Annotated in this window: 17 protein-coding genes, 1 pseudogene and 1 riboswitch; of the genes and pseudogenes, 9 read left to right on the forward strand and 9 right to left on the reverse strand. The window is 72.8% G+C overall.

Annotated elements, in window-relative coordinates; translation table 11 throughout:
* Positions 1-14: 14 nt before the first annotated feature.
* Entirely contained in the window at positions 15-782 is a 768-nt protein-coding gene (locus tag PV419_RS16875; RefSeq protein ID WP_319689435.1) for a TetR/AcrR family transcriptional regulator, read from the reverse strand.
* 141 nt (positions 783-923) lie between these two features.
* Here PV419_RS16875 and PV419_RS16880 point away from each other — a divergent pair, with 141 nt between their 5' ends.
* Both PV419_RS16880 and PV419_RS16885 read left to right on the forward strand, forming a co-directional pair.
* Positions 924-2,006, forward strand: a complete 1,083-nt coding sequence (locus tag PV419_RS16880; protein WP_319689437.1) for an ATP-binding cassette domain-containing protein — start codon at positions 924-926, stop codon at positions 2,004-2,006.
* Positions 2,003-2,845 carry an ABC transporter permease gene (locus tag PV419_RS16885; RefSeq protein ID WP_319689439.1) on the forward strand — a complete coding sequence of 281 codons (843 nt, stop codon included), beginning with the start codon at positions 2,003-2,005 and terminating at the stop codon, positions 2,843-2,845. The genes PV419_RS16880 and PV419_RS16885 overlap by 4 nt, the downstream gene beginning before the upstream one ends.
* Positions 2,846-2,860: 15 nt before the next feature.
* Here the strand turns inward: PV419_RS16885 and PV419_RS16890 are convergent, their stop codons facing one another.
* The gene (locus PV419_RS16890; RefSeq protein WP_319689441.1) at positions 2,861-3,838 is read right to left on the reverse strand and encodes a helix-turn-helix transcriptional regulator; all 978 of its coding nucleotides are present in this window, start codon (positions 3,836-3,838) and stop codon (positions 2,861-2,863) included.
* A gap of 132 nt (positions 3,839-3,970) precedes the next feature.
* On the opposite strand from PV419_RS16890, the gene PV419_RS16895 reads away from it, so the two are divergent.
* Complete coding sequence (locus PV419_RS16895) at positions 3,971-4,705, forward strand: NIPSNAP family protein (protein WP_319689443.1); 735 nt, start codon at positions 3,971-3,973, stop codon at positions 4,703-4,705.
* Between the two features lie 81 nt (positions 4,706-4,786).
* Here PV419_RS16895 and serC read toward each other — a convergent pair whose 3' ends face one another.
* The 3 genes from serC to PV419_RS16910 all read right to left on the reverse strand — a co-directional run bounded on the left by serC (position 4,787) and on the right by PV419_RS16910 (position 8,281).
* Entirely contained in the window at positions 4,787-5,905 is a 1,119-nt protein-coding gene (serC, locus tag PV419_RS16900; protein ID WP_319689445.1) for a phosphoserine transaminase, read from the reverse strand.
* A 336-nt stretch (positions 5,906-6,241) separates the two neighbouring features.
* Positions 6,242-7,918 (reverse strand): hypothetical protein, encoded by a 1,677-nt coding sequence (locus PV419_RS16905; protein WP_319689447.1) that lies wholly within the window; start codon positions 7,916-7,918, stop codon positions 6,242-6,244.
* A 120-nt stretch (positions 7,919-8,038) separates the two neighbouring features.
* Entirely contained in the window at positions 8,039-8,281 is a 243-nt protein-coding gene (locus PV419_RS16910; protein WP_319689448.1) for a hypothetical protein, read from the reverse strand.
* A gap of 125 nt (positions 8,282-8,406) precedes the next feature.
* Here PV419_RS16910 and PV419_RS16915 point away from each other — a divergent pair, with 125 nt between their 5' ends.
* Positions 8,407-11,415, forward strand: coding sequence for an FAD-binding and (Fe-S)-binding domain-containing protein (locus PV419_RS16915; protein ID WP_319689450.1), 3,009 nt, complete (start codon positions 8,407-8,409; stop codon positions 11,413-11,415).
* A gap of 12 nt (positions 11,416-11,427) precedes the next feature.
* Here PV419_RS16915 and PV419_RS16920 read toward each other — a convergent pair whose 3' ends face one another.
* Both PV419_RS16920 and PV419_RS16925 read right to left on the reverse strand, forming a co-directional pair.
* Positions 11,428-12,363, reverse strand: coding sequence for an SMP-30/gluconolactonase/LRE family protein (locus PV419_RS16920; protein ID WP_319689452.1), 936 nt, complete (start codon positions 12,361-12,363; stop codon positions 11,428-11,430).
* A 134-nt stretch (positions 12,364-12,497) separates the two neighbouring features.
* Complete coding sequence (locus tag PV419_RS16925) at positions 12,498-13,502, reverse strand: 2-hydroxyacid dehydrogenase (RefSeq protein WP_319689455.1); 1,005 nt, start codon at positions 13,500-13,502, stop codon at positions 12,498-12,500.
* Positions 13,503-13,697: 195 nt separating this feature from the next.
* A riboswitch (ZMP/ZTP riboswitch) is annotated at positions 13,698-13,784 on the forward strand.
* Positions 13,785-13,813: 29 nt separating this feature from the next.
* Here PV419_RS16925 and PV419_RS16930 point away from each other — a divergent pair.
* Positions 13,814-14,974, forward strand: coding sequence for a phosphoribosylaminoimidazolecarboxamide formyltransferase (locus tag PV419_RS16930; RefSeq protein ID WP_319689457.1), 1,161 nt, complete (start codon positions 13,814-13,816; stop codon positions 14,972-14,974).
* A 173-nt stretch (positions 14,975-15,147) separates the two neighbouring features.
* Here PV419_RS16930 and PV419_RS16935 read toward each other — a convergent pair whose 3' ends face one another.
* Both PV419_RS16935 and PV419_RS16940 read right to left on the reverse strand, forming a co-directional pair.
* Positions 15,148-16,071: an RNA polymerase sigma-70 factor gene (locus PV419_RS16935; RefSeq protein WP_319689459.1), complete on the reverse strand. Its 924-nt coding sequence runs from the start codon at positions 16,069-16,071 to the stop codon at positions 15,148-15,150.
* A 28-nt stretch (positions 16,072-16,099) separates the two neighbouring features.
* Positions 16,100-16,573, reverse strand: a complete 474-nt coding sequence (locus PV419_RS16940) for a carboxymuconolactone decarboxylase family protein (protein WP_319689460.1) — start codon at positions 16,571-16,573, stop codon at positions 16,100-16,102.
* A 199-nt stretch (positions 16,574-16,772) separates the two neighbouring features.
* Between PV419_RS16940 and PV419_RS16945 the strand changes: the two are divergent.
* From PV419_RS16945 to PV419_RS16960, 4 genes and pseudogenes are all read left to right on the forward strand, one after another.
* Positions 16,773-17,555, forward strand: a pseudogene (locus PV419_RS16945) (TIGR03084 family metal-binding protein); the annotation flags it as partial.
* Positions 17,556-17,839: 284 nt separating this feature from the next.
* A complete protein-coding gene (locus PV419_RS16950; RefSeq protein ID WP_319689985.1) occupies positions 17,840-19,468 on the forward strand; it encodes an acyclic terpene utilization AtuA family protein in 1,629 nt (542 codons plus the stop codon).
* Entirely contained in the window at positions 19,465-21,075 is a 1,611-nt protein-coding gene (locus tag PV419_RS16955) for an acyl-CoA carboxylase subunit beta (RefSeq protein WP_319689463.1), read from the forward strand. The genes PV419_RS16950 and PV419_RS16955 overlap by 4 nt, the downstream gene beginning before the upstream one ends.
* 15 nt (positions 21,076-21,090) lie before the next feature.
* Complete coding sequence (locus PV419_RS16960) at positions 21,091-23,019, forward strand: acetyl/propionyl/methylcrotonyl-CoA carboxylase subunit alpha (protein WP_319689465.1); 1,929 nt, start codon at positions 21,091-21,093, stop codon at positions 23,017-23,019.
* The last annotated feature ends 65 nt before the right edge of the window (positions 23,020-23,084 follow it).

Consider the following 23,084-nt stretch of genomic DNA (forward strand, 5'->3'; position numbering starts at 1 on the left):
TCACGGCCTGAGACTTACTGCTCGGCGGCGTCGCGGGCGCGGGCCGCGATGAACGCCCCGATGCCGTCGAGCAGGCTCTTCAGGCCGAATTCGAAGATCTCTTCGCCCCGGCCCGTGAAGGCGTCCTCGCCGAGCGCCGCCTGCATCGGAAACCTGCCGCTGGCCAGCGCCTTCTCCATCGCGGGCGCGTGGGCCTTCCAGAACTCCTCGTCGCTGACGCCCGTGCGCTTCTCGGCCGTGACCGAGTTCAGATGGGTGCGGGCGACGCCGGTGGCGAACCCCTCGACGGTCACGATGACATGGACCCGCTCGCGGCCGGTGAGGCCGATGCCGTCGAGGCCGCGCAGCGCGAACTCCAGACCCGCCATCGCGTTCGGCCCGAGGATGGGGCGCGCCTGGTCGACCTGGAGCAGCCAGGGGTGGCGCCCGAGCAGCTGCCAGAAGCCGCGCGCCACCGTCTCCAGCGTCTCCCGCCACCCCAGGTCCGGGACGTGGGCGTCGGGGTCGAAAGCATGCACCTGATCCAGCATCAGGTCCAGTAGCTCGGCCTTGCCGGGGACGTAGCGGTACAGCGACATGGTGCCGGTGCCCAGTTCGGCCGACAGTCGCCGCATGGAGACGGCGGCGAGCCCTTCCGCGTCGGCGACGGCGATGGCGGCCGTCACGATTCGCTCCAGGGTCAGCCCGGGCTTGGGGCCGCGGCTGGGTCGCTCGCCGGTGCCCCACAGGAGCTCCAGGCTGCGGGAGATGTCTCCGCTGCCGCTGTGTTCGGTGGTCGTCATCGCGCGCTCATCCTAACGCCGCGCCGAAAAACTGAGTACGGCGTACCCAAAACTGGGTACGCTGTACTCGGAATTGAGTACGGTGTACCCAGAGGCGGCCCGACGGCCGCCGACCGGCATGGGGTTCCTGTGGGGGTTTCTTTGGACACGGAGCAATGGGCGGTCCTCACCGAAGGACTGCGGAAGCGATACGGAGACAAACACGCGCTCGACGGCCTCGACCTCGCCGTCGGCCGCGGCACCGTCCAGGGGCTGCTCGGCCCCAACGGCGCGGGCAAGACGACGGCCGTACGGATCCTGTCCACGCTGGCCCGGCCGAGCGGCGGCCGGGCCTTGGTCGGCGGGTTCGACGTCACGGAGCAGCCCCGCCAGGTGCGCCGCCGGATCGGGCTGACCGGCCAGTACGCGGCGGTGGCCGAGATGCTGAGTGGGCGGCAGAACCTGGTGATGTTCGGCCGCCTCTTCCATCTGGACAAGGCGCGGGCCGCGCGGCGGGCCGACGAGCTGCTGAGCACGTTCGGGTTGGCCGAGGCCGCCGACACGGTGGCCAAGGAGTACAGCGGCGGCATGCGGCGCCGGCTCGACCTGGCCGCGAGCATGATCCTCGCCCCGCAGGTGCTGTTCCTCGACGAGCCGACGACCGGGCTCGACCCGCGCGGTCGCAACGAGGTGTGGGAGGCGGTCCGCTCGCTGGTCGCGGGCGGTACGACGGTGCTGCTGACCACGCAGTACCTGGACGAGGCCGACCAACTCGCGGACCGCGTCGCCGTGATCGACCGGGGGCGGAAGATCGCCGACGACACCCCGGCCGAGCTCAAGCGGGCGATCGGCGGGGACCGGATCGAGGTGGTGGTGCGGGACACCGCCGACCTGCCCGCGGCCGTCGAGGCCGTGGCGCGGGTGATGGACCGTGGCGCGGGGGCGGCCGAGCCGGGGGCCGACCGGGAGGACCGGCGGGTGACGGCCCCGGTGCGCGACCGGGTCGCGGCGCTGACCGAGGTCGCGCGGACCCTCCAGGAGCGGGGCGTGGCCGTCGAGGACATCGGCCTCCGCCGCCCCACCCTCGACGAGGTCTTCCTGCGGCTGACCGGACACCGCACGGACGAACAGACGGACGAACAGACGGACGAACAGACGGATGAACAGAAGGCGGACGAGCGAGCAGTGACGAGGGAAGCCCGCGCGTTGGGGCGCGCCGAGACTGAGCGGGAGGACGGCGCGTGAGTACCGCTACAGGATCGGCAGAGACACGGGCCGTCGTGGACGGGCCGGAGCGGCGGGTGTACTGGGCGGTCGTGGACTGCCTGACCATCGTCCGCGCCGAGCTCATCACCCTTTTCCGCTATCCCGCCGCCATCGCCTGGCAGCTCGGCACCCCGGTGATGTTCGTGCTGCTGTTCGTCTACGTCTTCGGCAGCGCGATGGAGGTGGGCGGCGGGGCGGACTACCAGGACTACGCGCTGCCCGGCATGTTCGCGATGACGATGGCGAACGGGTTCATGGGCACCGCCGTCGCGATCGCAGTCGTGAAGGAGAAGGGCGTCATGGACCGCTACCGCTCCATGCCCATGGCTCCGTCGGCGGTGGTCAGCGGGCGCGGCGTCGCCGATGTCATTGGCGCCACGGTGGACCTGGCGGTGCTCGCGGCGATCGCCCTGGCCGTCGGCTGGCGGCCCGACGGCAGCCTGCCGGAGACCCTGAGCGCCTTCGCGCTGCTGATCCTGCTGCGGTCCGCGCTGATCTGGGTCGGGGTGTATCTGGGGCTGCTGGTGCCCAACCAGCAGACGGCGGGGAACCTCTTCGCGGTCGCCTTCCCCCTCGGGATGATCTCCAGCGTCTTCACCCCGCCCACGATGATGCCCGACTGGCTGGGCGCCATCGCGCTGTGGAACCCCGTCTCGTCGACCGCGAACGCGATCCGGGACCTGTTCGGCAATCCGGTCCCGGGCGGGGGCGGCTGGGTGGAGGAGCACGCGATCCTGATGGCGGTGGTCTGGCCGGTGGTCCTGACGGCGGTGTTCCTGCCGCTGGCCGTACGCCGCTTCCAGCGGCTGAGCAGCTGAACCAGGTGGCCGACGTCAGGGGAGTCCGTAGGCCTGGGCGAGTACGCCCACGGTGGCGGCCATGGCCTGGCGCAGTTCGGCCGGCGCGACGACCTCGACGTCGATACCGAGCCGCAGCAGCTCGCCGCACGCGTGGTCGGTGCTCTCGGTCGGGATGACGGCCTCGATCCATCCGTCGTCGCCGACGGCGGTCGCGGTGGAGTCGACTGCCCGCACCACTTCCGGGGGCACGTTGTCGGGCAGGCGTCGGCGTCCCCGCGGGGACAGGCGGACAGTGGCCGTGCCGGTGTAGCGGCGTGCCTGAAAATCGTCGAGGTAGGAGGTCCAGTACGCACCCAGGTCGAATCCTTGCGGCCGGTCGAACCGCTCGTCGCTCACCACCGCATCGACGACTTGGGCGACCCGGTAGGTCGCGATCCGGCTCTTCCCGGCGGCCGCGAGGTACCAGATGCCGGATTTGAGCACCAGGCCGTAGGGGCGTAGCCGGCGATTCACCTCGTGCGGCGCGCGCCAACGGCGATAGCGCACGTCCACCGCGCGCCGGGTGAGCACCGCGTCGACGAACAAGGGCAGGTGCGGTGTCGGTTCGGGTTCCCGGTACCAGCCGGGAGCGTCCAGGTGGAACACCGCCGCGGTCCGCGCGGCCTCCTCGCGCAGGCCCGTCGGCAGCGCGGCCAGGAGCTTCAGCCGTGCTGCCGTCACCTCCGCCGCGAGGCCCAGGTCGGCGGCGGGCCCGGGCAGGCCGGCGAAGAACAGTGCCCGCGCCTCGCCCTCACTCATCCCGGTGAGGCGGGTGCGGTAGCCGTCGAGCAGCTGATATCCGCCCCCGCGGCCCGGCTCCGCGTAGACCGGGACCCCGGCGGTCTGCAGACGTGCCAGGTCACGGTAGGCGGTCCGCACGGATATCCCCAGTTCGTCGGCGATCTGGCGCGCGGACATGCGGCCACGGGATTGCAGTAACAACAGCAGCGACAGCAATCGGCCTGCGGACATGGGCGCATTCTCCTCGGAAACCCTGACAGCACGTGGCACAGGGCTCCCCTAGCGTCGGTCCACGCCCGGCTCCGACCACCGAACCGGTCGGAAGCCCATGCCGGGAGAAGAGCACCGAACAGGAGTTCCCTCGTGTCCCCCACCGACCCCGTCGGCCGCCCCGCTGTGATCGAGCTTCGCCAGTACACCCTGCGTCCCGGTCGGCGTGACGAGCTCATCGACCTGTTCGACCGGGAGTTCGTCGAAACGCAGGAAGAGACCGGGATGGTCGTGCTCGGCCAGTTCCGGGACCTTGACGATCCGAACCGCTTCGTCTGGTTGCGCGGATTCCGGGACATGGCGATACGGCACCGTGCGCTGGCGGCCTTCTACGGCGGACCCGTCTGGGCCGAGCACGGGCCCCAGGCCAACGCCACCATGGTCGACTCCGACGATGTCCTGTTGCTGCGGCCCCTGTCGGCCGGGAGCGGCTTTGCCGTCCGCCCGTCCGAGCGGCCCCAGGCCGGTGCTCCGGCGCCGGACCGGTTCGTGTCCGCCACCGTGTGGTCCTTCCCTCCCGGACGGACCGACGGCATCGCACTCATCCGGGACGGCCTCCTCCCCGTGCTCCACAAGACGGGACCCGCGCCACTCGCCGTCCTGACCACCGAGACGGCGCACAACACATTCGCCAGGCTGCCGGTCCGCACCGGAGAGAACGTCGCCGCGGTCTTCACGTCCTACCCCGACGAGAGCGCGTACCGCCGGCACCTCGCCGGCGTACAGGCCCATCCCCTCACCCGGGAGATCCTGCCGGGCATCGGGAGGGAACAGACAGCAGCCCCCCGGACACTGAGGCTGGCACCCACAGGCCGCTCGCTCACCTGAGCGGCCCCCGTACGTACGCGAAGGGGCCCGCGGCCGTCGAGTCGGCCGCGGGCCCCTTCGAGGGATCTCGGGTCAGTCGGGTCAGAGGCGCTCGATGACGTAGTCCACGCAGGCGGTCAGCGCCGCCACGTCCGAGGGCTCGACGGCCGGGAACATGGCGACCCGCAGCTGGTTGCGGCCCAGCTTGCGGTACGGCTCGGTGTCCACGATGCCGTTGGCCCGCAGCGCCTTGGCGATTGCGGCGGCGTCGATCTCGTCGTTGAAGTCGATCGTCCCGACGACCTGCGACCGCTTGGCCGGGTCGGTGACGAACGGCGTGGCGAACTTCGACTCCTCCGCCCAGCCGTACAGCGCGCCCGAGGAGGCCGCGGTGCGGCGCACGGCCCAGTCCAGGCCGCCCTGCCCGTTGATCCACTCCAGCTGGTCGCCCAGCAGGAAGAGCGTCGCTAGGGCCGGGGTGTTGTAGGTCTGGTTCTTCAGGGAGTTGTCGATCGCCGTCGGAAGCGAGAAGAACTCCGGGATGTGCCGGCCCGAGGCGTGCACGCGCGCGGCGCGCTCCAGCGCGGCGGGGGAGAAGGCCGCGACCCACAGCCCGCCGTCGGCGGCGAAGGACTTCTGCGGCGCGAAGTAGTAGACGTCCGTCTGGGCGATGTCGACGGGCAGGCCGCCCGCGCCCGACGTCGCGTCCACCAGCACCAGCGCGCCCTCGTCGGCGCCCGCGACCCGCTCCAGCGGCATGGCGACACCGGTCGAGGTCTCGTTGTGGGTGAGGGCGTAGACGTCCGCGCCCGCCTCCGCCCGCGGCAGCGGGTGGGTGCCCGGGTCGGCGGAGATCACGGTCGGCTCGTCGAGCCAGGGCGCGAGCTTGGCGGCCTTGGCGAACTTGGACGAGAACTCGCCGAAGGACAGGTGCTGGGACTTGGTCTCGATCAGGCCGTGGGTCGCGATGTCCCAGAACGCGGTGGAGCCGCCGTTGCCCAGGATCACCTCGTATCCCTCGGGGAGCTGGAACAGCTCGCGCACGCCCTCGCGCACCTTGCCGACCAGGTTCTTCACCGGGGCCTGGCGGTGGGAGGTGCCCAGCAGGGAGCTTCCGGTGGCGGCCAGCGCACTGAGCGCTTCGGTGCGCACCTTGGAGGGGCCCGAGCCGAAGCGACCGTCGGCGGGCTTGATGTCAGCGGGAATCCGGATCTCAGCCACGGACGGAAGCCTAATCCGTCGGTATGCCCAGCCCGCCCTGGTGTCCATCCGGTGAGACACGGTGTCTCTTCTCCGGGATGGCCCAGGAGGCGCCGAGCGCGCCGCAGGCCACCAGCGCGAAGACGGCGAAAGCGCTGGTGAGCCGGATTCGGCGGGAAAGCCGGGGGTCTTGGCGGGGCCCGCGGCGTCGAGGACCGCGACGGCGATCTGGGCGCCCACGGCACCCCCGACGGTGCGTGCGATCGTGTTGACGCCGCCGGCCACCCCGATGTCCGCGGGCCCCGCCGTGTCCACGACCAGGTTTCCGAGCGCGGCGAACGACAGTCCGTACCGTTTCTAGCGCTGTTGGCCAGTGTCGGCCGGATCAACACATTCCGGGCCAGGCGTGAGGCGTCTGGCACCGGGTGCACCCCGAACGGTCCTGGGCGCGGGGAACAGCACGAGCTGGTCACTTCGGCTCCGGCAGGTCTTACCGCCCTTGTGGGGCGTGCCTGTGGTCCTGGGTGGGCTCGTGGCCCCATGCGGTCTGGGCGTGGATGCGGTCTGGCCGGTAGCTCTCCGCTGTCCGATCCTCTGGTCGGGAGCGGTCACACCTGGCCGACGCCGGATCCGTTGTCCCAGGCCGCGTCTGCCGATCGCCACCGCAGCAGCGTGATGCGCGGTGACGGTGGTCTTCGATTGTTCGCCGAGGGGTGTTCGCCAGTGCTGGGCGCCCCAGCGGGAGGTGTAGGCCGGGTCCACGGCGACCACCACCAGCCCCTGGTGACAGGCCATGCCGCGCAGCCGCTCCCGGAACCTTGCGGTCGGGATACCGGCCACCGTGCGACGGAATGCCTTGCCACGCCGGCCGCGTCCCATCGTCTCCCGGCCCGTGTGCCGGGCGTCGGTGAAGCCCAGGTTCTCCACCACGATCCCCATGCAGCCGTGCATCTCGGCGATCTTGATCAGTGTGGTGACGGCGGCCCGCAGTCTGCCGTCCCGCCGCGAGGCAGGGCCGGTCAACTGCAGGGGAACCGTGACAGGTTCGCCGACCGGGTTGCCATGCGGGTCGAGCACGTGCGCCGCGAGATGGGCGGCGTTCAAATCGACCCCAAGCATGCGCCTGCCCGCCGCCCGGATCTCCTGCGGTGACGGCAGCATGCTCTTCGCCGCCGACCACGAGGCGTCGAGGTACCAGCGGCCGCGCACCGGGTCGCGCACAATGTCGTACCGGACGGCCCGGTTCGCGGTCACGCGGTCCAGCCACTCTGGCCTGCGGTGATGGAAGGTGACGGTGCAGGCCAACCGGTAGCGGCCACGCGGCGCGTTCGCCAGATGCCTCAGCGGTTCGGGCAGCACGATCGTCACACTGCCGTCCGCCGGATCCACCGTGATGGTGTAGTTCCCGTGCGGGGCCCCGGATTCACCGTCCGCGGTGAGGAACAGCCGGGACGCCTCCCACCGCTCGCGCCACCCCTCGGCGGTGAGATGGGCCTGGTCCAGGTGGTGCCGCAGCTTCGCCAGACGACGCCCGCCCACGACCACGGACGGCCGCGCCTCGGCGATGCGGTGCTCGACCACGGCAAGACGGGCTTGGAGTACTTGGAGGCGGCGCTGTTTCTGGAAGCGTTCGCCCTGGTCCCGGTAGCCGCGCGTCCTGCCCTTGCGCCCTCCGCACGGCACCGCGAGGCGGCGGGCAATCTTCTTGATGGCGCGGCGCAGCCCGGCTCGCTCGTCGTACAGGCAGCGCATGCTGAGCTGGTACTGGTCCTCGCTGGCACGGGTCATCGCCCCCGCCCAGCGCGACGAAGACACCCCCGTCAGCTTCTTCTTCCGCTCCGCCCTCCGGCTCTCCTTCACCGGCACCAGGCCGATCGCGACGCGCTCAGCCAGATCCGCCCGCCGATGACGGCCCAGATGCTGCCCGACCAGGGTGAGGACCTTCTCGTCCGCGACATCGACACGCAGCCGGTCCCGAATCCGGGCACCCGACGGCGCGGACACAGTGAACGGCGGCGTGATCGCACGCAACACACGCTTCCCCCCACGCCGACGCGTCACCGCTCCCCGCTCTCCTCCGGGACACCACGAACTGAGCTGCCACCACCGATCATGCGTTCCCGGCACACACAGGACCCTGGAAACCGACCCCATTCACCCTGACGAGGGACACGACGGCCAGCCAAGGCCAACAGCCGAATCAACAGCTGCCGACCCGGCGCCGATCAGCACCCCGGCGGCGTAGAACTGCCACATATGGGCGTGCGTCACGGCCGGGAGCGCGAACGACAGCCCGCCGCACGCCACACCCAGCCGCAGCGGCGCCCGGGCCCCGAACCGGTCCCGCAGCCGGGTGGTGAGCGGGCTGACCGCCAGCATCATGACCGCGACCGGCACCAGCGCCAGACCCTCGCCCGCCGAGGCTGCGAAGCCGTACCCGGCCGAGGGCGGCGGTCGCCCTGGCCCGCAGGGAAGGCATGGTGACATTCTCATCAGGGCCCTCGCCGGGGACTATGGGGAACATGGTTGATCACGAATCAGAAGGGGCAGGCGCGGCACAAGAGCTGGAGCGGGCCCTGCGCCGAGCCGTCCGCGGCGAGGTCTCCTTCGACACCGCGAGCCGCGCGCTGATGACGATGGACGCGTCGAACTACCGGCGGGTGCCCGCCGGGGTCGTCGCCCCGTACGACGCCGACGACGTCGCGGCCGCACTGGCCGTGTGCCGCGAGCGCGCGGTGCCCGTCGTGGCGCGCGGGGCCGGCACCTCGATCGCCGGACAGGCCACCGGGCTCGGCGTCGTCCTCGACTTCACCCGCCACATGCGCTCCATCGTCTCCCTCGACCCCGACGCGCGCACCGCCGTCGTCCAGCCCGGCGTGATCCTCGACGATCTGCGGGCGGCGGCCGGCACCCACGGGCTGACCTTCGGCCCCGACCCGTCCACCCACAGCCGCTGCACCCTCGGCGGCATGATCGGCAACAACTCGTGCGGCTCCCACTCCGTCGCCTGGGGCACCACCGCCGACAACGTACGGGAGCTGGACGTCGTGACGTACGGCGGCGAACGGCTGCGCGCCGGACGCGGCCTGGACGGGCTGCCCCCGCGGCTGAGGGAGGCCCTGCGCGCCCTGGTCGACGCCAACCTCGCCCCGCTGCGCACCGGCTTCCCCGACCTGCCCCGCCGCATCTCCGGCTACGCCCTCGACGCGCTGCTGCCCGAGAAGGGCGCCGACGTGGCCCGCGCGCTCACCGGCAGCGAGGGCACCCTCGGCGTGCTGACCGAGGCGACCGTACGCCTCGTGGACGCGCCCGCCGCCCGCGCCCTCGCCGTCCTCGGCTACCCCGACGAGAGCGCCGCCGCCGAGGCCGCCCACACCCTGCTGCCCCACGGCCCGCTCACCGTCGAGGGCATGGCCGCCGACCTGGTCGCGGGCGCGACCGGGCTGCCCAAGGGCGGCGCCTGGCTGTTCGCCGAGGTCGGCGGCGCGACCCGGGAGGAGGCCCGCTCCCGCGCCGAAGCCCTCGCCCGCGCCGCCGCCGACGCCACCACCGACCACACCGTCGTCGCCGACCCGGCCGGCCAGCGCGCCCTGTGGCGGATCCGCGAGGACGCTTCCGGCACCGCCACGCGCATGCCGGACGGCAGCGAGGCCTGGCCCGGCTGGGAGGACTGCGCCGTACCGCCCGCCCGCCTCGGCGCGTATCTGCGCGACTTCCGCGCGCTGATGGGCCGGCACGGGCTGCGCGGCACGCCGTACGGGCACTTCGGCGACGGCTGCATCCACGTACGCATCGACTTCGACCTGCTGAGCGACGCCGGGATCCAGGTCTTCCGCCGCTTCTCCACCGACCTCGCCGACCTCGTCGTCGCCCACGGCGGCTCGCTCTCCGGCGAACACGGCGACGGCCTGGCGCGTGCCGAACTGCTGCCCAAGATGTACGGCGACGAGATGGTCCGGCTCTTCTCCCGCTTCAAGGACCTCTGGGACCCGGCCGGCGGCCTCAACCCCGGTGCCCTCGCCCGCCCGCAGCGCATGGAGGAGAACCTGCGCTTCGCCGTGCTGCCCGGGCGCCCGGTGGACGTGGAGTTCGGCTACCCGCACGACAACGGCGACTTCTCGGCGGCGGTACGCCGGTGCGTGGGCGTCGCCAAGTGCCGCAACGAATCCGTCTCCGGCGCCGCGGTGATGTGCCCCTCCTACCGCGCCACCGGCGAGGAACAACACTCCACGCGCGGCCGCGCCCGCCTGCTGCACGAGATGCTCGCGGGCGAGGTCGTACGCGACGGCTGGCGCTCGGAAGAGGTGCGCGGAGCGCTCGACCTGTGCCTGTCCTGCAAGGGATGCCGCAGCGACTGCCCGGTCGGGGTGGACATGGCCACCTACAAGGCGGAGTTCCTCCACCACCACTACAAGGGCCGGACGCGCCCCGCCGCGCACTACTCCATGGGCTGGCTGCCCCTGTGGCTACGGGCCATCGCCACTCTCCGAGCGGCACCGGTCGCGAACGCGGCGGCGGGCGTCCGCCCGCTGGCCCTGCTCGCCAAGCGCGCGGGCGGCATCGCGCCGCTGCGCGCCATCCCGGAGCTGGCCCCGGAGCCCTTCACCCGGTGGTGGCGCAAGCGGGCGCGGGCCGCCGCGCGGGGCGGTGGCGAGGGGGGCGGCGCGGCGGCCGGGCCGGCCGCCACCGACCCGGGCGTTGCCCCCGGCGGCGGTGGCGCGTCCGCGCCGGGGCAGCCCGCCGCGGGGGCCTCCGGCCCGCGGGCGGACGCGGCGGCGCGGTCCGGTGGCCGCGCGCAGGCCCCCACGGTCGTGCTGTGGCCCGACACGTTCACCAACTACCTCTCCCCGTCCGTCGGCAGGTCGGCCGTGGCCGTGCTGGAGGCGGCCGGGCTGCGGGTGGTCGTGCCGCCCGAGCCGGTGTGCTGCGGGCTGACGTGGGTGTCGACGGGGCAGCTCGACCGGGCCCGGTCCGTCATGCGGCGGACCCTGGACGTCATGGCCCCGGCCCTGGACGCCGGGCTGCCGGTGGTCGGCCTGGAACCCAGCTGCACCGCCGCCCTCCGCACCGACCTGCCTGAACTCCTCGGCCCCGCCGACCCCCGCGCCGCCTGCCTCGCCGACGCCGTCACCACCTTCGCCCAGGCCCTCGAGGACCACGCCCCCGACTGGCAGCCCCCGAAGGTCGACCGCCCCGTCGTCGGCCAGACCCACTGCCACCAGCACGCGGTCCTGGGCGACGCGGCGGAGCGCCGCCTGCGCGCCCGCGCGGGCCTCACGGGCGAGCTGAGCGGCGGCTGCTGCGGGCTCGCGGGCAACTTCGGCTTCGAGCAGGGACATTACGAGGTGTCCGTCGCCTGCGCGGAGGAGCAGCTGCTGCCGTCCGTACGGGGCGCCGACCCCGCCGCCGAACTCCTCGCGGACGGCTTCTCCTGCCGTACGCAGCTGGAGCAGCTGGCGGACCGCCGGGCCCGCCACCTCGCGGAGGTCCTGGCGGAACGGCTGCCCCGAGACCCGGCCGGTGAGCGGTGAGGGACCGCGCGGTCAGGCGTGGCTCTGACGTGCGGTCGGCAGCGCTGGGGTGCCGGTGACAGACATGACGAGAGAGTAGAGCGCGGTGTCGGCGGCGATGAACATGCGGTTCCGTTTGGCGCCGCCGAAGCGGACGTTGGCGACGGTGCCGGGGACCAGGAGGCGGCCGAGGAGCGTGCCGTCCGGGTCGTAGCAGTGCACGCCGCCGTGCATGGCGCCGGCCCAGAGCCGGCCGTCGTCGTCGAAGCGGATGTTGTCGAAGTTGCCGATCTCGCACTCGGTGAAGATCTCGCCGCCGGTGAGGGTGCCGTTCTCGTGGACGTCGAAGACGCGGATGTGGTTGGCCCGGCTGTCCGAGACGTACAGCCGGCGCTCGTCGAGGGAGAAGACGAGGCCGTTGGGGCCGCGGAAGCCGTCGGCGACCAGCCGTACTTCGCCGCTGGCCGCATCCACGCGGTAGACGTTGCAGGCGCCGATCTCGCTCTCGGCACGGTGGCCCTCGTAGTCGCTGGCGATCCCGAAGTCGGGGTCGGAGAACCAGATCGAGCCGTCGGACTTCACGGCGGCGTCGTTCGGGCTGTTGAACCTTTTGCCCTGGAAGCGGTCGGCGATGACGGTGATCGAGCCGTCGTGTTCGGTGCGGGTGACGCGGCGGTTGCCCTGCTCACAGGTGACGAGGCGGCCCTCGTTGTCCAGGGTGTTGCCGTTGGGGTGACCGGCGGGTGAGCGGAAGACGCCGACCGTCCCGGTGGTCTCGTCCCAGCGGAGCAGGCGGTCGTTGGGGATGTCGCTCCACACCAGATACCGCCCGGCCGGGACGTAGACGGGACCTTCGGCCCAGCGGCAGCCCTCAAAGAGGGTCTCCAGCTTCGAGTCGCCCGCATGGCACCTGCCCGTGCGGAAGCGCTCATCGCGGATCTCGTACAACTGCGGTTGCTCGCCGGGCATGTCGCCACCCTCACCGTCGCCTCGAATATTGATCCAACGCATCCAAACTATGCAGCAGCCCGGGGGCAGCCCCCGACCGGGCGGGGACCGGGCCCGGCGCCGGAGCCGCCGGGCCCGGGTGCCACGGCACACCGTCACCCCTTCCGCGCCGCCGGGATGGGCTGGGCGCGGTTGACGATGACGCCGTTGACGACGTTGCGGGGGGCCTCGCCCGACAGCACCCGGTCCAGGCTCTCGATCAGCCGCGCCCTGATCGCGTGGTACGCCTCGTGGGTGACGCCCGCGGTGTGCGGGTTGAGCAGTACGTCGGACCGGCCGCGCAGCGGGGAGCCGGCGGGCAGCGGCTCCTCTGTGAACACATCGAGCGCGGCCCCCGCCAACCGCCCGCTGTTCAGCGCCCGTACCAGCGCGTCCTCGTCGAGGACCCCGCCGCGCCCGGCGTTGACCACATACGAGCCCTGATCCATACGGGCCAGCAGGGCGTCGCCGACGAGGCCGCGGGTGGCGTCGCTCAGCGGCATGTGCAGGGTCAGCACATCGGAGCGGGACGCGAGTTCGTCCAGGCTCACGTACTCCCGCTCCGGCTCGGACGGCCTGGGGTCATGGACCAGCACACGGCTGCCGAACGCGTCGAGGCGGCGCGCCACGGCCCGGCCGATGTTGCCGAACCCGGCGATGCCCACGGTCAGCGCGGCCAGATCGCGCCCGCGCAGCCCCTCGGGCCCCCAGCCGCCCTCGGCGATCTTGGTGTGGCCGGCCGCGTGGTGCCGCACCAGATACAGCAGCGCGCCGACCGTCCAGTCGGCGACGGCGTCGGTGTTGAACCCGGGGAGGTTGGCGACCGGGATGCCCAGCTCGGCGGCGGCGCGGTGGTCGACCCCGTCGAAGCCGACGGCCACGGACTGCACGAGGCGGCACCGCTCCATCCCCGCCAGCAGCTCCGCGGTGATGCGGCGCTCCTTCTCCAGCGGGGCGAGGACGACGGTCGCGTCGGCCAGGGCCTCTTGGTGGTCGTGCGGGTCCTCGTCAGGGCCGATCTCGGTGATGCGCAGGTCCGGGTGGCCGGGCAGCAGCCGCCGCAGCTCATCGGAGCCCAGGTCATTGAGGTGATACAGGGTCACGAGGTGGTGGTCGGACATGGCAGACGGCTCCAGGGAGGGGCGGGTCGGGGCGCTGCGGCAGCGGCCCTGAGGACGCCATGAGTTTTCGTCACCCCCTGAGATCGTGTCAACGGTTAACCGATAACGGTTGGCTGGGCTGACTCCTGGCCGAGGCGGGCCGCCGTGGGCGGCCGGAGGGCGACCGGTCACCTGCCCTCGCCCGCGGATAGGGTGGGGCCTGGCCGCGACTGGCGAGGGTGGACGACCACCGGGGAGCGGCCCTGCCCGGATGGGTGAGCGTCGACCGCCTGGGCGCCTCCGTCAGCGATGCCCGCTGAGGAGGCCAGGACGTGGAACTGCGCTATGGAACCAACCCGCACCAGGCGGCGGCGCACGCCGCACCCGTGACGCCCGGCAGGTGGCCGGTGCGGGTTCTGCACGGACAACCGTCCTTCATCAACATGCTCGACGCGCTCAACGGGTGGCAGTTGGTTCACCAGGCGAGCCAGGCTGTCGGCCGGCCCGCAGCCGCGTCCTTCAAGCACGTCTCACCCGCCGGGGCGGCCATGTCCGGGCCCGTCGACGAGGTCACCGCAGAGCTCTACGGCATCGCCGGCGACAGTCCCGGCGCTGTGACGAGCGCCTATCTGCGCGCTCGGGATGCCGACCCGAAATCCTCCTACGGTGACTTCGCCGCCGTCTCGCACCCGGTCGACGCCGAGCTCTCCGAGCTGCTGACCGGCGTGGTCTGTGACGGCATCATCGCCCCTGGCTACGCCCCGGGCACGATCGAGCGGCTCAGCAGGAAGAAGGGCGGCCGCTTCCTGGTCATGGAGGCCGACGAGGCGTTCGTCGCCCCGGCCTGCGAGGAGCGGGAGGTTTTCGGCCTGCGCCTGGCCCAGGACCACGACGACGTGCGGCTCTCCGCTGCCCTGCTGGAGCGCACCACAGGTGGGGGTGCGCTGCCGGAGGGGGCCGTGGCGGATCTGCTGTTGGGGCTGACGGTCCTGCGCTTCACCCAGTCCAATTCCGTGTGCTACCTGCGCGACGGGATGACGCTGGGTATCGGCGCCGGCCAGCAGTCCCGGGTGGACTGCACCCGGCTGGCCGGTGCCAAGGTCGACACCTGGTGGCTGCGACGCCACCCGGTGGTTCGCGCCCTCGCCTTCCGGCCCGGCATCCGGCGCCAGGACCGGATCAACTGGCAGATCCGCTTCATCGAGGGCGACCTCACCGGGGACGAGAGCGAGCGCCTGGCGCGGGCCCTTGCCGAACCGGCCGAGGAGCTGACCTCCGATGAGCGCACTCGATGGATCGAATCGCTGGACGGTGTCGCCTTCGCCTCCGACGGCGCCTTGCCGTTCCGCGACAATGTCGACCACGCCCGCCGCCACGGCGTGCGGTACATCGCAGAGCCGGGCGGATCCATCAGGTCGGATGAGGTCGAGACTGCCTGCCGCGAGCACCGGATCGCCCTCACGCGCACCGGCCTGAGACTGTTCCACCACTGACGGCGCCCGGCGCGCCGAACGAGGCGCCGGCGCCGCCTCCTCGGGATCGCGGTGGCGGTAGCGCCCGGTCCGGGGGAGCCGCTACGGCGGCGTGCGCAGTCCGCGCATGATCATGGTGAGCCCGGCCTCGAACCCGGGGTCCAGGTCGGCGCGGAGCCGGCCCACAGTCGAGGTCAGTTCCTCTGCCGGCGGGCCCGCTTCACCTCCCGGTCGATGGCCCAGGCGTCGGCGACCGGCCCGAGGTGGCCGAGCTTGTCGGGATTGATCACCGTGCGGATGGTCTGAACCTGCCCGTCGAGCACATCGAGGACCAGGGTGTGCAGGATCTTGCCGTCCCGGTCGTGGAAGATCGCGCCGGGCTGGCCGTTGACCTCGTGCGGCTCGAACGTCACGTCGATCCGGATCATCCAGGGGAAGACCGTGCCCAGCATCCGGGCCACGTTCTCCGCGCCCATGACGGCCTTGGCCAGCTGCGGGGCCTTGCCGCCGCCGTCCCCGACCAACTGCGCGTCGGCGGCCAGCAGATTCCGCAGCCCGTCCACATCGCCGTTCTTCAGCGCGTCGAAGAACCGCGTCGCCAGCTCCTTCCGCTCCTGACGGTCCGCTGCGAACCGGGGCCGCCCGACCTCCATATGCCGCCGCGCCCGCACCACCAGCTGCCGGCACGCCGCCTCCGAACGCCCCACCGCCGCGGCGACCTCGTCGAACCCGAAGCCGAACACCTCCCGCAGCACGAACACCGCCCGCTCCAGCGGGCTGAGCCGCTCCAGCAGCAGCAGCGCCGCCATCGACACCGAGTCGGCCAGCTCCACCGACCGCGCCGGATCCTGATACGGATCGCTCAGCAGCGGCTCGGGAAACCACGGGCCCACGTACTCTTCCCGGCGCACCCGCGCGGAGCGCAGCACATCGATCGAGATCCGCGTCACCGCGGCCGACAGAAAAGCCTTGGTCGACGTGGGCCGGGTCGCGGAGCCGTCGAAGCGCAGCCACGTCTCCTGTACCGCGTCCTCGGCCTCGCCCACACTGCCCAGAATCCGATAGGCGATCGAGAACAGCAGCGGCCGCAGCTCCTCGAACTCCTCGACCTTGCTCACGCCGCGTCCCCTCTCCTTGATCCCCGTCTCAGTGGAACTGCCCGGGCTCGTAGTCACCGGCGGGCTGCTGGGTGATGATGTTCAGCCGGTTCGCCGCGTTCATGAAGGAAACCATGATCACCAGGGCGGTGAGCTGCTCCTCGTCGTAGTGCTTGGCGGCGTACGCCCACACCTCGTCGCTGACCCCGCCGGCCCCGTCCGCGACCCGGGTCCCCTCCTCCGCCAGCGCCAGCGCGGCACGCTCGGCCTCGGTGAAGACCGTGGCCTCCCGCCACGCCGCGACCAGGTTCAGCCGTACCGACGTCTCGCCGGCGGCGGCGGCCTCCTTGGTGTGCATGTCGATGCAGACGGCGCAGCCGTTGATCTGGCTCACGCGCAGCGCCACCAGCTCCTGCGTCGCGGCCGGCAGCGGCGACTCCTTGAGCGCCTTGCCCGCCGACATGAAGTACTTGAGGGCCTTGCCGGCGGTCGGGCTGGCGAAGTAGTTCAGTCGCGCGTCCATGATGTGCTCCTCCGTGGTCGTCAGTGGCTACACCCCCGAGACGAGGCAGCCCGCCACCCTGTGACATGGACGGATGTGACCTGCGTCTCCCCGCCGTCGGCGCGCATGAATGATGCAAGCACGCTTGATTGTTTCTTGCCGCGCTGCCACGCTCCCTTCCCGGGACGCACGACAAGGACCCCGACGACGGGAGCGCAGCGTGTCCGATACGGATGTCGTGCTCGGCGATCTGCTGGCCGAGGGCGAGGAGTTGGACGGCCTGGTGGCCGGGCTCGCGGCGGAGGAGTGGGCCGCGCCGACGCCCGCCGAGGGCTGGACCATCGCGCATCAGATCGCCCATCTCGCCTGGACCGACGAGCGGGCGGCGCAGGCGGCCACGGATCCGGTGGGATTCGCGGCCGAGGTGCGCACGGCCGCCGCCGAGCCGGACACCTTCGTGGACGAGGCCGCCCGGCTCGGCGCGGCGCAGCCGCCCGCCGAGTTGCTGCGGCGCTGGCGGGAGGGGCGGGAGCGGCTGCGGCGGGTGCTGGCCGGACAGCCCGCCGGGGCGCGGCTGCCCTGGTACGGGCCGTCGATGAGCGTGGCGTCCATGGCCACCGCCCGGCTGATGGAGACCTGGGCACACGGGCAGGACGTCGCCGACGCGCTGGGCGTGCGCCGCGCGCCCACCGCCCGGTTGCGGCATGTGGCCCGGATCGGCGTGCGGGCGCGGGGCTTCGCGTACGCGGTGCGCGGCCTTGAGCCGCCCGCCGAGGAGTTCCGGGTCGAACTGCGCGCCCCGGACGGGGAGCTGTGGACGTACGGGCCAAAGGACGCGGCCCAGCGAGTCACCGGGCCCGCGCTGGACTTCTGCCTGCTGGTCACCCAGCGCGCGCACCGTGAGGATGTGGCGGTGCGCGCCGAAGGGCCGGACGCGGAGCGGTGGCTGGAGATCGCGCAGGCCTTCGCGGGCCCGCCCGGCAAGGGCCGCGCCCCGGGCGGGGGGCGTCCCACCCGCGGCCCCGCCCGACCCGGCGGCGTCGCGAAACGCACCGCCGACGCCCCGCCCGCCCCGCCCGCGACGCCCGCGCCCTCCGGGCGAGGCGCCGCCGGGGGCGCCGGGGACGTCGGGGGCGCCGGGGCTGCCAGGGGCCGCGACTCGGGCCGGGCTGAGGGTCACGACCCGGGCCCCAGCGCCGGGGGCGGCGCGTGACCCCGGCGCCGACCACCCCACCACCCCTCCGCATCGGCAACTGCTCCGGTTTCTACGGCGACCGCTTCGACGCCATGCGCGAGATGCTCACCGGCGGCCCCCTCGACGTGCTGACCGGCGACTATCTCGCTGAGCTGACCATGCTCATCCTCGGCCGGGAGCGTCAGAAGGACCCGGCACGCGGCTACGCGACCACCTTTCTGCGCCAGCTCGACGACACACTCCGCCTCGCCTTGGAGCGCGGCGTGCGGATCGTCAGCAACGCGGGCGGGCTCAATCCGGCCGGGCTCGCCGACGCGATACGTACCGCCGCCGAGAAGCAGGGCCTCGCCGCCCGCGTCGCCCATGTCACCGGGGACGACCTGCGCACCGCCCGCGACTGGCCGGTCCAGACCCTCACCGCCAACGCCTACCTCGGCGGCGGCGGGATCGCCGAGTGCCTCCGGGTCGGCGCCGACATCGTCGTCACCGGGCGGGTCACCGACGCCGCGCTGGTCACCGGGCCCGCCGCCGCGCACTTCGGGTGGCGGGCGGACGACTGGGACGCGCTCGCCGGGGCGGTGGTGGCCGGGCACATCCTGGAGTGCGGTGCCCAGGCCACCGGGGGCAATTACGCCTTCTTCACCGAGCACGACGTACGCCGCCCCGGCTTCCCGCTGGCCGAGATCCACCCCGACGGCTCATGCGTGATCACCAAACACCCGGGCACCGGCGGCGCGGTGACCGTCGGCACCGTGACCGCCCAGCTCCTCTACGAGACGGCGGGCGCCCGCTACGCCGGGCCCGACGTGACCGCCCGGCTCGACACCGTACGGCTCACCCAGGACGGCCCGGACCGGGTGCGGGTGCACGGCGTGAAGGGCGAGCCGCCCCCGCCGACGCTCAAGGTGGGCCTCACCCGCCTCGGCGGCTGGCGCAACGAGGTCGTCTACGTACTCACCGGCCTCGATATCCACCCCAAAGCCGCCCTCGTACGCGACCAGATGGAGGCGGCCTTGAGCAAGCGCCGCCCTGCCGAGGTGCGCTGGACCCTGGCCCGTACCGACCACGCGGACGCCGACACCGAAGAGGCCGCCAGCGCCCTCCTCCGCCTCACCGTCCGCGATCCGGACCCGGAAAAGATCGGCCGGGCGGTCAGCGGCGCCGCCGTCGAGCTGGCGCTGGCCGGATACCCCGGCTTCCATGTCACGGCCCCGCCCGGGAAGGGCTCCCCGTACGGCGTGTTCGAGGCCGTGTACGTGCCCGCCGCCGAGGTCCCGCACACCGCCGTACTCCCCGACGGCACCCCCGTCACGGTCCCCCCACCGGCCACGGCCACCCACCTCGCCCCCGTCCCCGAACCGCCCCTGCCGCCCCCGCTCCCGCCAGGCCCCACCCGCCGCGCCCCGCTCGGCCTGGTCGCCGGGGCCCGCAGCGGGGACAAGGGCGGGGCCGCGAACGTCGGCGTGTGGGCCCGGAACGACGACGCCTGGCGCTGGCTGGCCCACACCCTCACCGTCGACCGCTTCCGCGCGCTGCTCCCGGAGACGGCCGGCCCGCCCGTCACCCGCCACGCGCTCCCCGCCCTGCGCGCCCTCAACTTCGTCGTCGACGGCCTCCTCGGCGAGGGCGTCGCCGCCCAGGCCCGCTTCGACCCGCAGGCGAAGGCCGTCGGCGAGTGGCTGCGCTCGCGTCACCTCGCCATACCGGAGGAACTCCTTTGACCCGGCTCGCCTCCGCCCTCGACCCGCACGGCGCCGGCTACTCCCCTGACTACACAGCCCACCGCGAGGCGATGCTCACCAAACTCGCCGAGTTGGAGACCGAGCACGCGAAGGCGCTCGCCGGGGGCGGCGAGAAGTACGTCGCCCGCCACCGCAAGCGCGGCAAGCTCCTCGCCCGCGAGCGCATCGAGCTGCTCCTCGACCCCGACACCCCCTTCCTCGAACTCTCCCCGCTGGCCGCCTGGGGCAGCGACTACCCGGTCGGCGCCTCCGTCGTCACCGGAATCGGAACAGTGGAAGGCGTCGAGTGCCTGATCAGCGCCAACGACCCGACCGTACGGGGCGGGGCCAGCAACCCCTGGACCCTCAAGAAGTCCCTGCGCGCCCACGAGATCGCCCGCGCCAACCGCCTCCCCGTCATCAGCCTCGTCGAGTCCGGCGGCGCCGACCTCCCCAGCCAGAAGGAGATCTTCATCCCCGGCGGCGCCATGTTCCGGGACCTGACCCGGCTGTCCGCCGCCGGAATCCCCACCATCGCCGTGGTCTTCGGCAACTCCACCGCCGGAGGCGCGTACGTCCCCGGGATGTCCGACCACGTGATCATGGTCAAGGAGCGGTCCAAGGTCTTCCTCGGTGGGCCGCCCCTGGTCAAGATGGCCACCGGCGAGGAGAGCGACGACGAATCCCTCGGCGGAGCCGAGATGCACGCCCGCACCTCCGGCCTCGCCGACTACTTCGCCCTCGACGAGCCCGACGCCATCCGCCAGGCCCGCCGCGTCGTCGCCCGCCTCAACTGGCGCAAGGCGCACCCCGACCCGGGCCCCGCCGAACCCCCGAAGTACGACCCGGACGAACTCCTCGGCATCGTCCCCGGCGACCTCAAGGCCCCCTTCGACCCCCGCGAGGTCATCGCCCGCGTCGTCGACGCCTCCGACTTCGACGAGTTCAAGCCGCTTTACGGCCCCAGCCTCGCCACCGGCTGGGCCACCCTCCACGGCTATCCGATCGGGATCCTGGCCAACGCCCAAGGGGTGCTGTTCTCCGCCGAGTCCCAGAAGGCCGCCCAGTTCATCCAGCTCGCCAACCAGCGCGACATCCCGCTCCTCTTCCTCCACAACACCACCGGCTACATGGTGGGCCGCGAGTACGAGCAGGGCGGGATCATCAAACACGGCGCCATGATGATCAACGCGGTCTCCAACTCCCGCGTCCCCCACCTCTCCGTCCTCATCGGCGCCTCCTACGGCGCCGGCCACTACGGCATGTGCGGCCGCGCCTACGACCCCCGCTTCCTCTTCGCCTGGCCCAGCGCCAAGTCCGCCGTCATGGGTCCCCAGCAGCTCGCCGGCGTCCTGTCGATCGTCGCCCGGCAGTCCGCGGCCGCCAAAGGCCAGCCGTACGACGAGGACGCCGACGCCGCCCTCCGGGCCATGGTGGAACAGCAGATCGAGGCCGAGTCGTTTCCCCTGTTCCTCTCCGGGCGGCTGTACGACGACGGCGTCATCGACCCCCGCGACACCCGCACCGTCCTCGGCCTGTGCCTCTCCGCCCTCCACACAGCGCCCATCGAGGGCGCGCGCGGCGGCTTCGGCGTCTTCCGGATGTGAGATGTGAGGAACCCCGTGATCCGATCCCTCCTCGTCGCCAACCGGGCCGAAATCGCCCGCCGCGTCTTCCGCACCTGCCGCGAACTCGGCATCGCCACCGTCGCCGTCCACTCCGACCCCGACGCCGCCGCACCCCACGTACGCGAGGCCGACGCGGCCGTACGGCTCCCCGGCGCCGCGCCCGCCGACACCTACCTGCGCGCCGACCTCCTCGTCAAAGCCGCCCTCACGGCCGGCGCCGACGCCGTCCACCCCGGCTACGGCTTCCTCTCGGAGAACGCCGACTTCGCCCGCGCGGTCACCGACGCGGGCCTCACGTGGATCGGGCCGCCACCCGAGGCGATCGAGGCCATGGCCTCCAAGACCCGCGCCAAGGACCTCATGCGCGCCGCCGGCGTCCCCCTCCTCGCCCCCGTCGACCCCGGCCAGGCCACGCCCGACGACCTCCCTCTCCTCGTCAAGGCGGCGGCGGGCGGCGGCGGGCGCGGCATGCGCGTGGTCCGCGACCTCGCGGCCCTCCCGGCCGAGCTGACCTCCGCCCGCGCGGAGGCGCTGTCCGCCTTCGGCGACGCGGAGGTCTTCCTCGAGCCGTACGCCGAGGGCGCCCGCCACGTCGAGGTGCAGATCCTCGCCGACGCGCACGGCACGGTGTGGGCGCTGGGCACCCGCGACTGCTCCCTCCAGCGCCGCCACCAGAAGGTCATCGAGGAGGCCCCGGCCCCCGGGCTTCCCGACGAGCTGCGCCACGCCCTCGACGAGGCGGCGATCGGCGCGGCCCGCGCGATCGGGTACCGGGGCGCGGGGACGGTGGAGTTCCTCGTAGGGCAGAACAGGCAACCGCACTTCCTGGAGATGAACACGCGGCTCCAGGTGGAGCACCCGGTGACGGAGTGCGTGTACGGAGTCGACCTCGTCGCCCTCCAGCTACGGGTCGCCGAAGGCGAACCCCTGCCCCCGGAACCACCCCAGACCCACGGCCACGCGGTGGAGGCCCGGCTGTACGCGGAGGACCCGGCGCGGGGATGGCGCCCGGAGACAGGGACGATGCATCAGCTGTCCATGGCGGAGGGCCCAGGCCTGCGGGTCGACTCGGGGCTCGCCGACGGCGACGACATCACCGTCCACTACGACCCGATGCTCGCCAAGGTCATCGCCTGGGCCCCCACCCGGGCCGAGGCCGTACGCAGGCTCGCGCACGCTCTGGAGCGGGCCCGGCTGCACGGGCCGGTCACCAACCGGAATCTGCTCGTACGCGCCCTCCGCCACCCCGAGTTCCAGGACGCCCGCATGGACACGGGCTTCCTCGAACGGCACCTCGACGAACTCAGCCCCACCACCGCCGACACCACCGCCCCCCTCGCCGCCCTCGCCGCCGCCCTGGCCGACGCGGCACGGCGCCCCACGACCACGTCCGTGGCCGGGCGGCTGGGCGGCTGGCGCAACGTACCGTCGCAGCCGCAGCTCAAGACCTACCGCTCCGAACCCGACGGCACCGAGCACGAGGTCCGCTACCGCCTGAGCCGCGACGGCCTCATGGCCGACGACCACCCGAACACCCGGCTGTTTGAAGCGAGCCCCCACCACGTGGTCCTGGAAGTGGACGGCGTACGACGCCCGTTCGACATCGCCGTCTACGGCACACAGGTTTACGTCGACTCACCCCTCGGCGCCCACGCCTTCACCGCCCTGCCCCGCTTCCCCGACCCCACCGCCCGTACGGAACCGGGCTCGCTGCTGGCCCCCATGCCGGGCACGGTCGTCCGGCTCGCCGAGGTGGCGGTCGGCGACCGGGTCGAGGCCGGGCAACCCATCTTGTGGCTGGAGGCCATGAAGATGGAACACCGGGTCACGGCACCCGCCGCCGGTGTGCTCTCCGCCCTGCACGCCGCCCCGGGCGGTCAGGTCGAGGTCGGGGCGGTCCTGGCGGTGGTGAACGAGACGTGAGGGGACGGGGGTGCAGGGGTGGCGCCCTGGACGCTTACGCATATGTGTGGCGCCAAGTTCCGGCC

The sequence above is a fragment of the Streptomyces sp. ME19-01-6 genome (assembly GCF_033793745.1).
Lineage (GTDB): Bacteria > Actinomycetota > Actinomycetes > Streptomycetales > Streptomycetaceae > Streptomyces.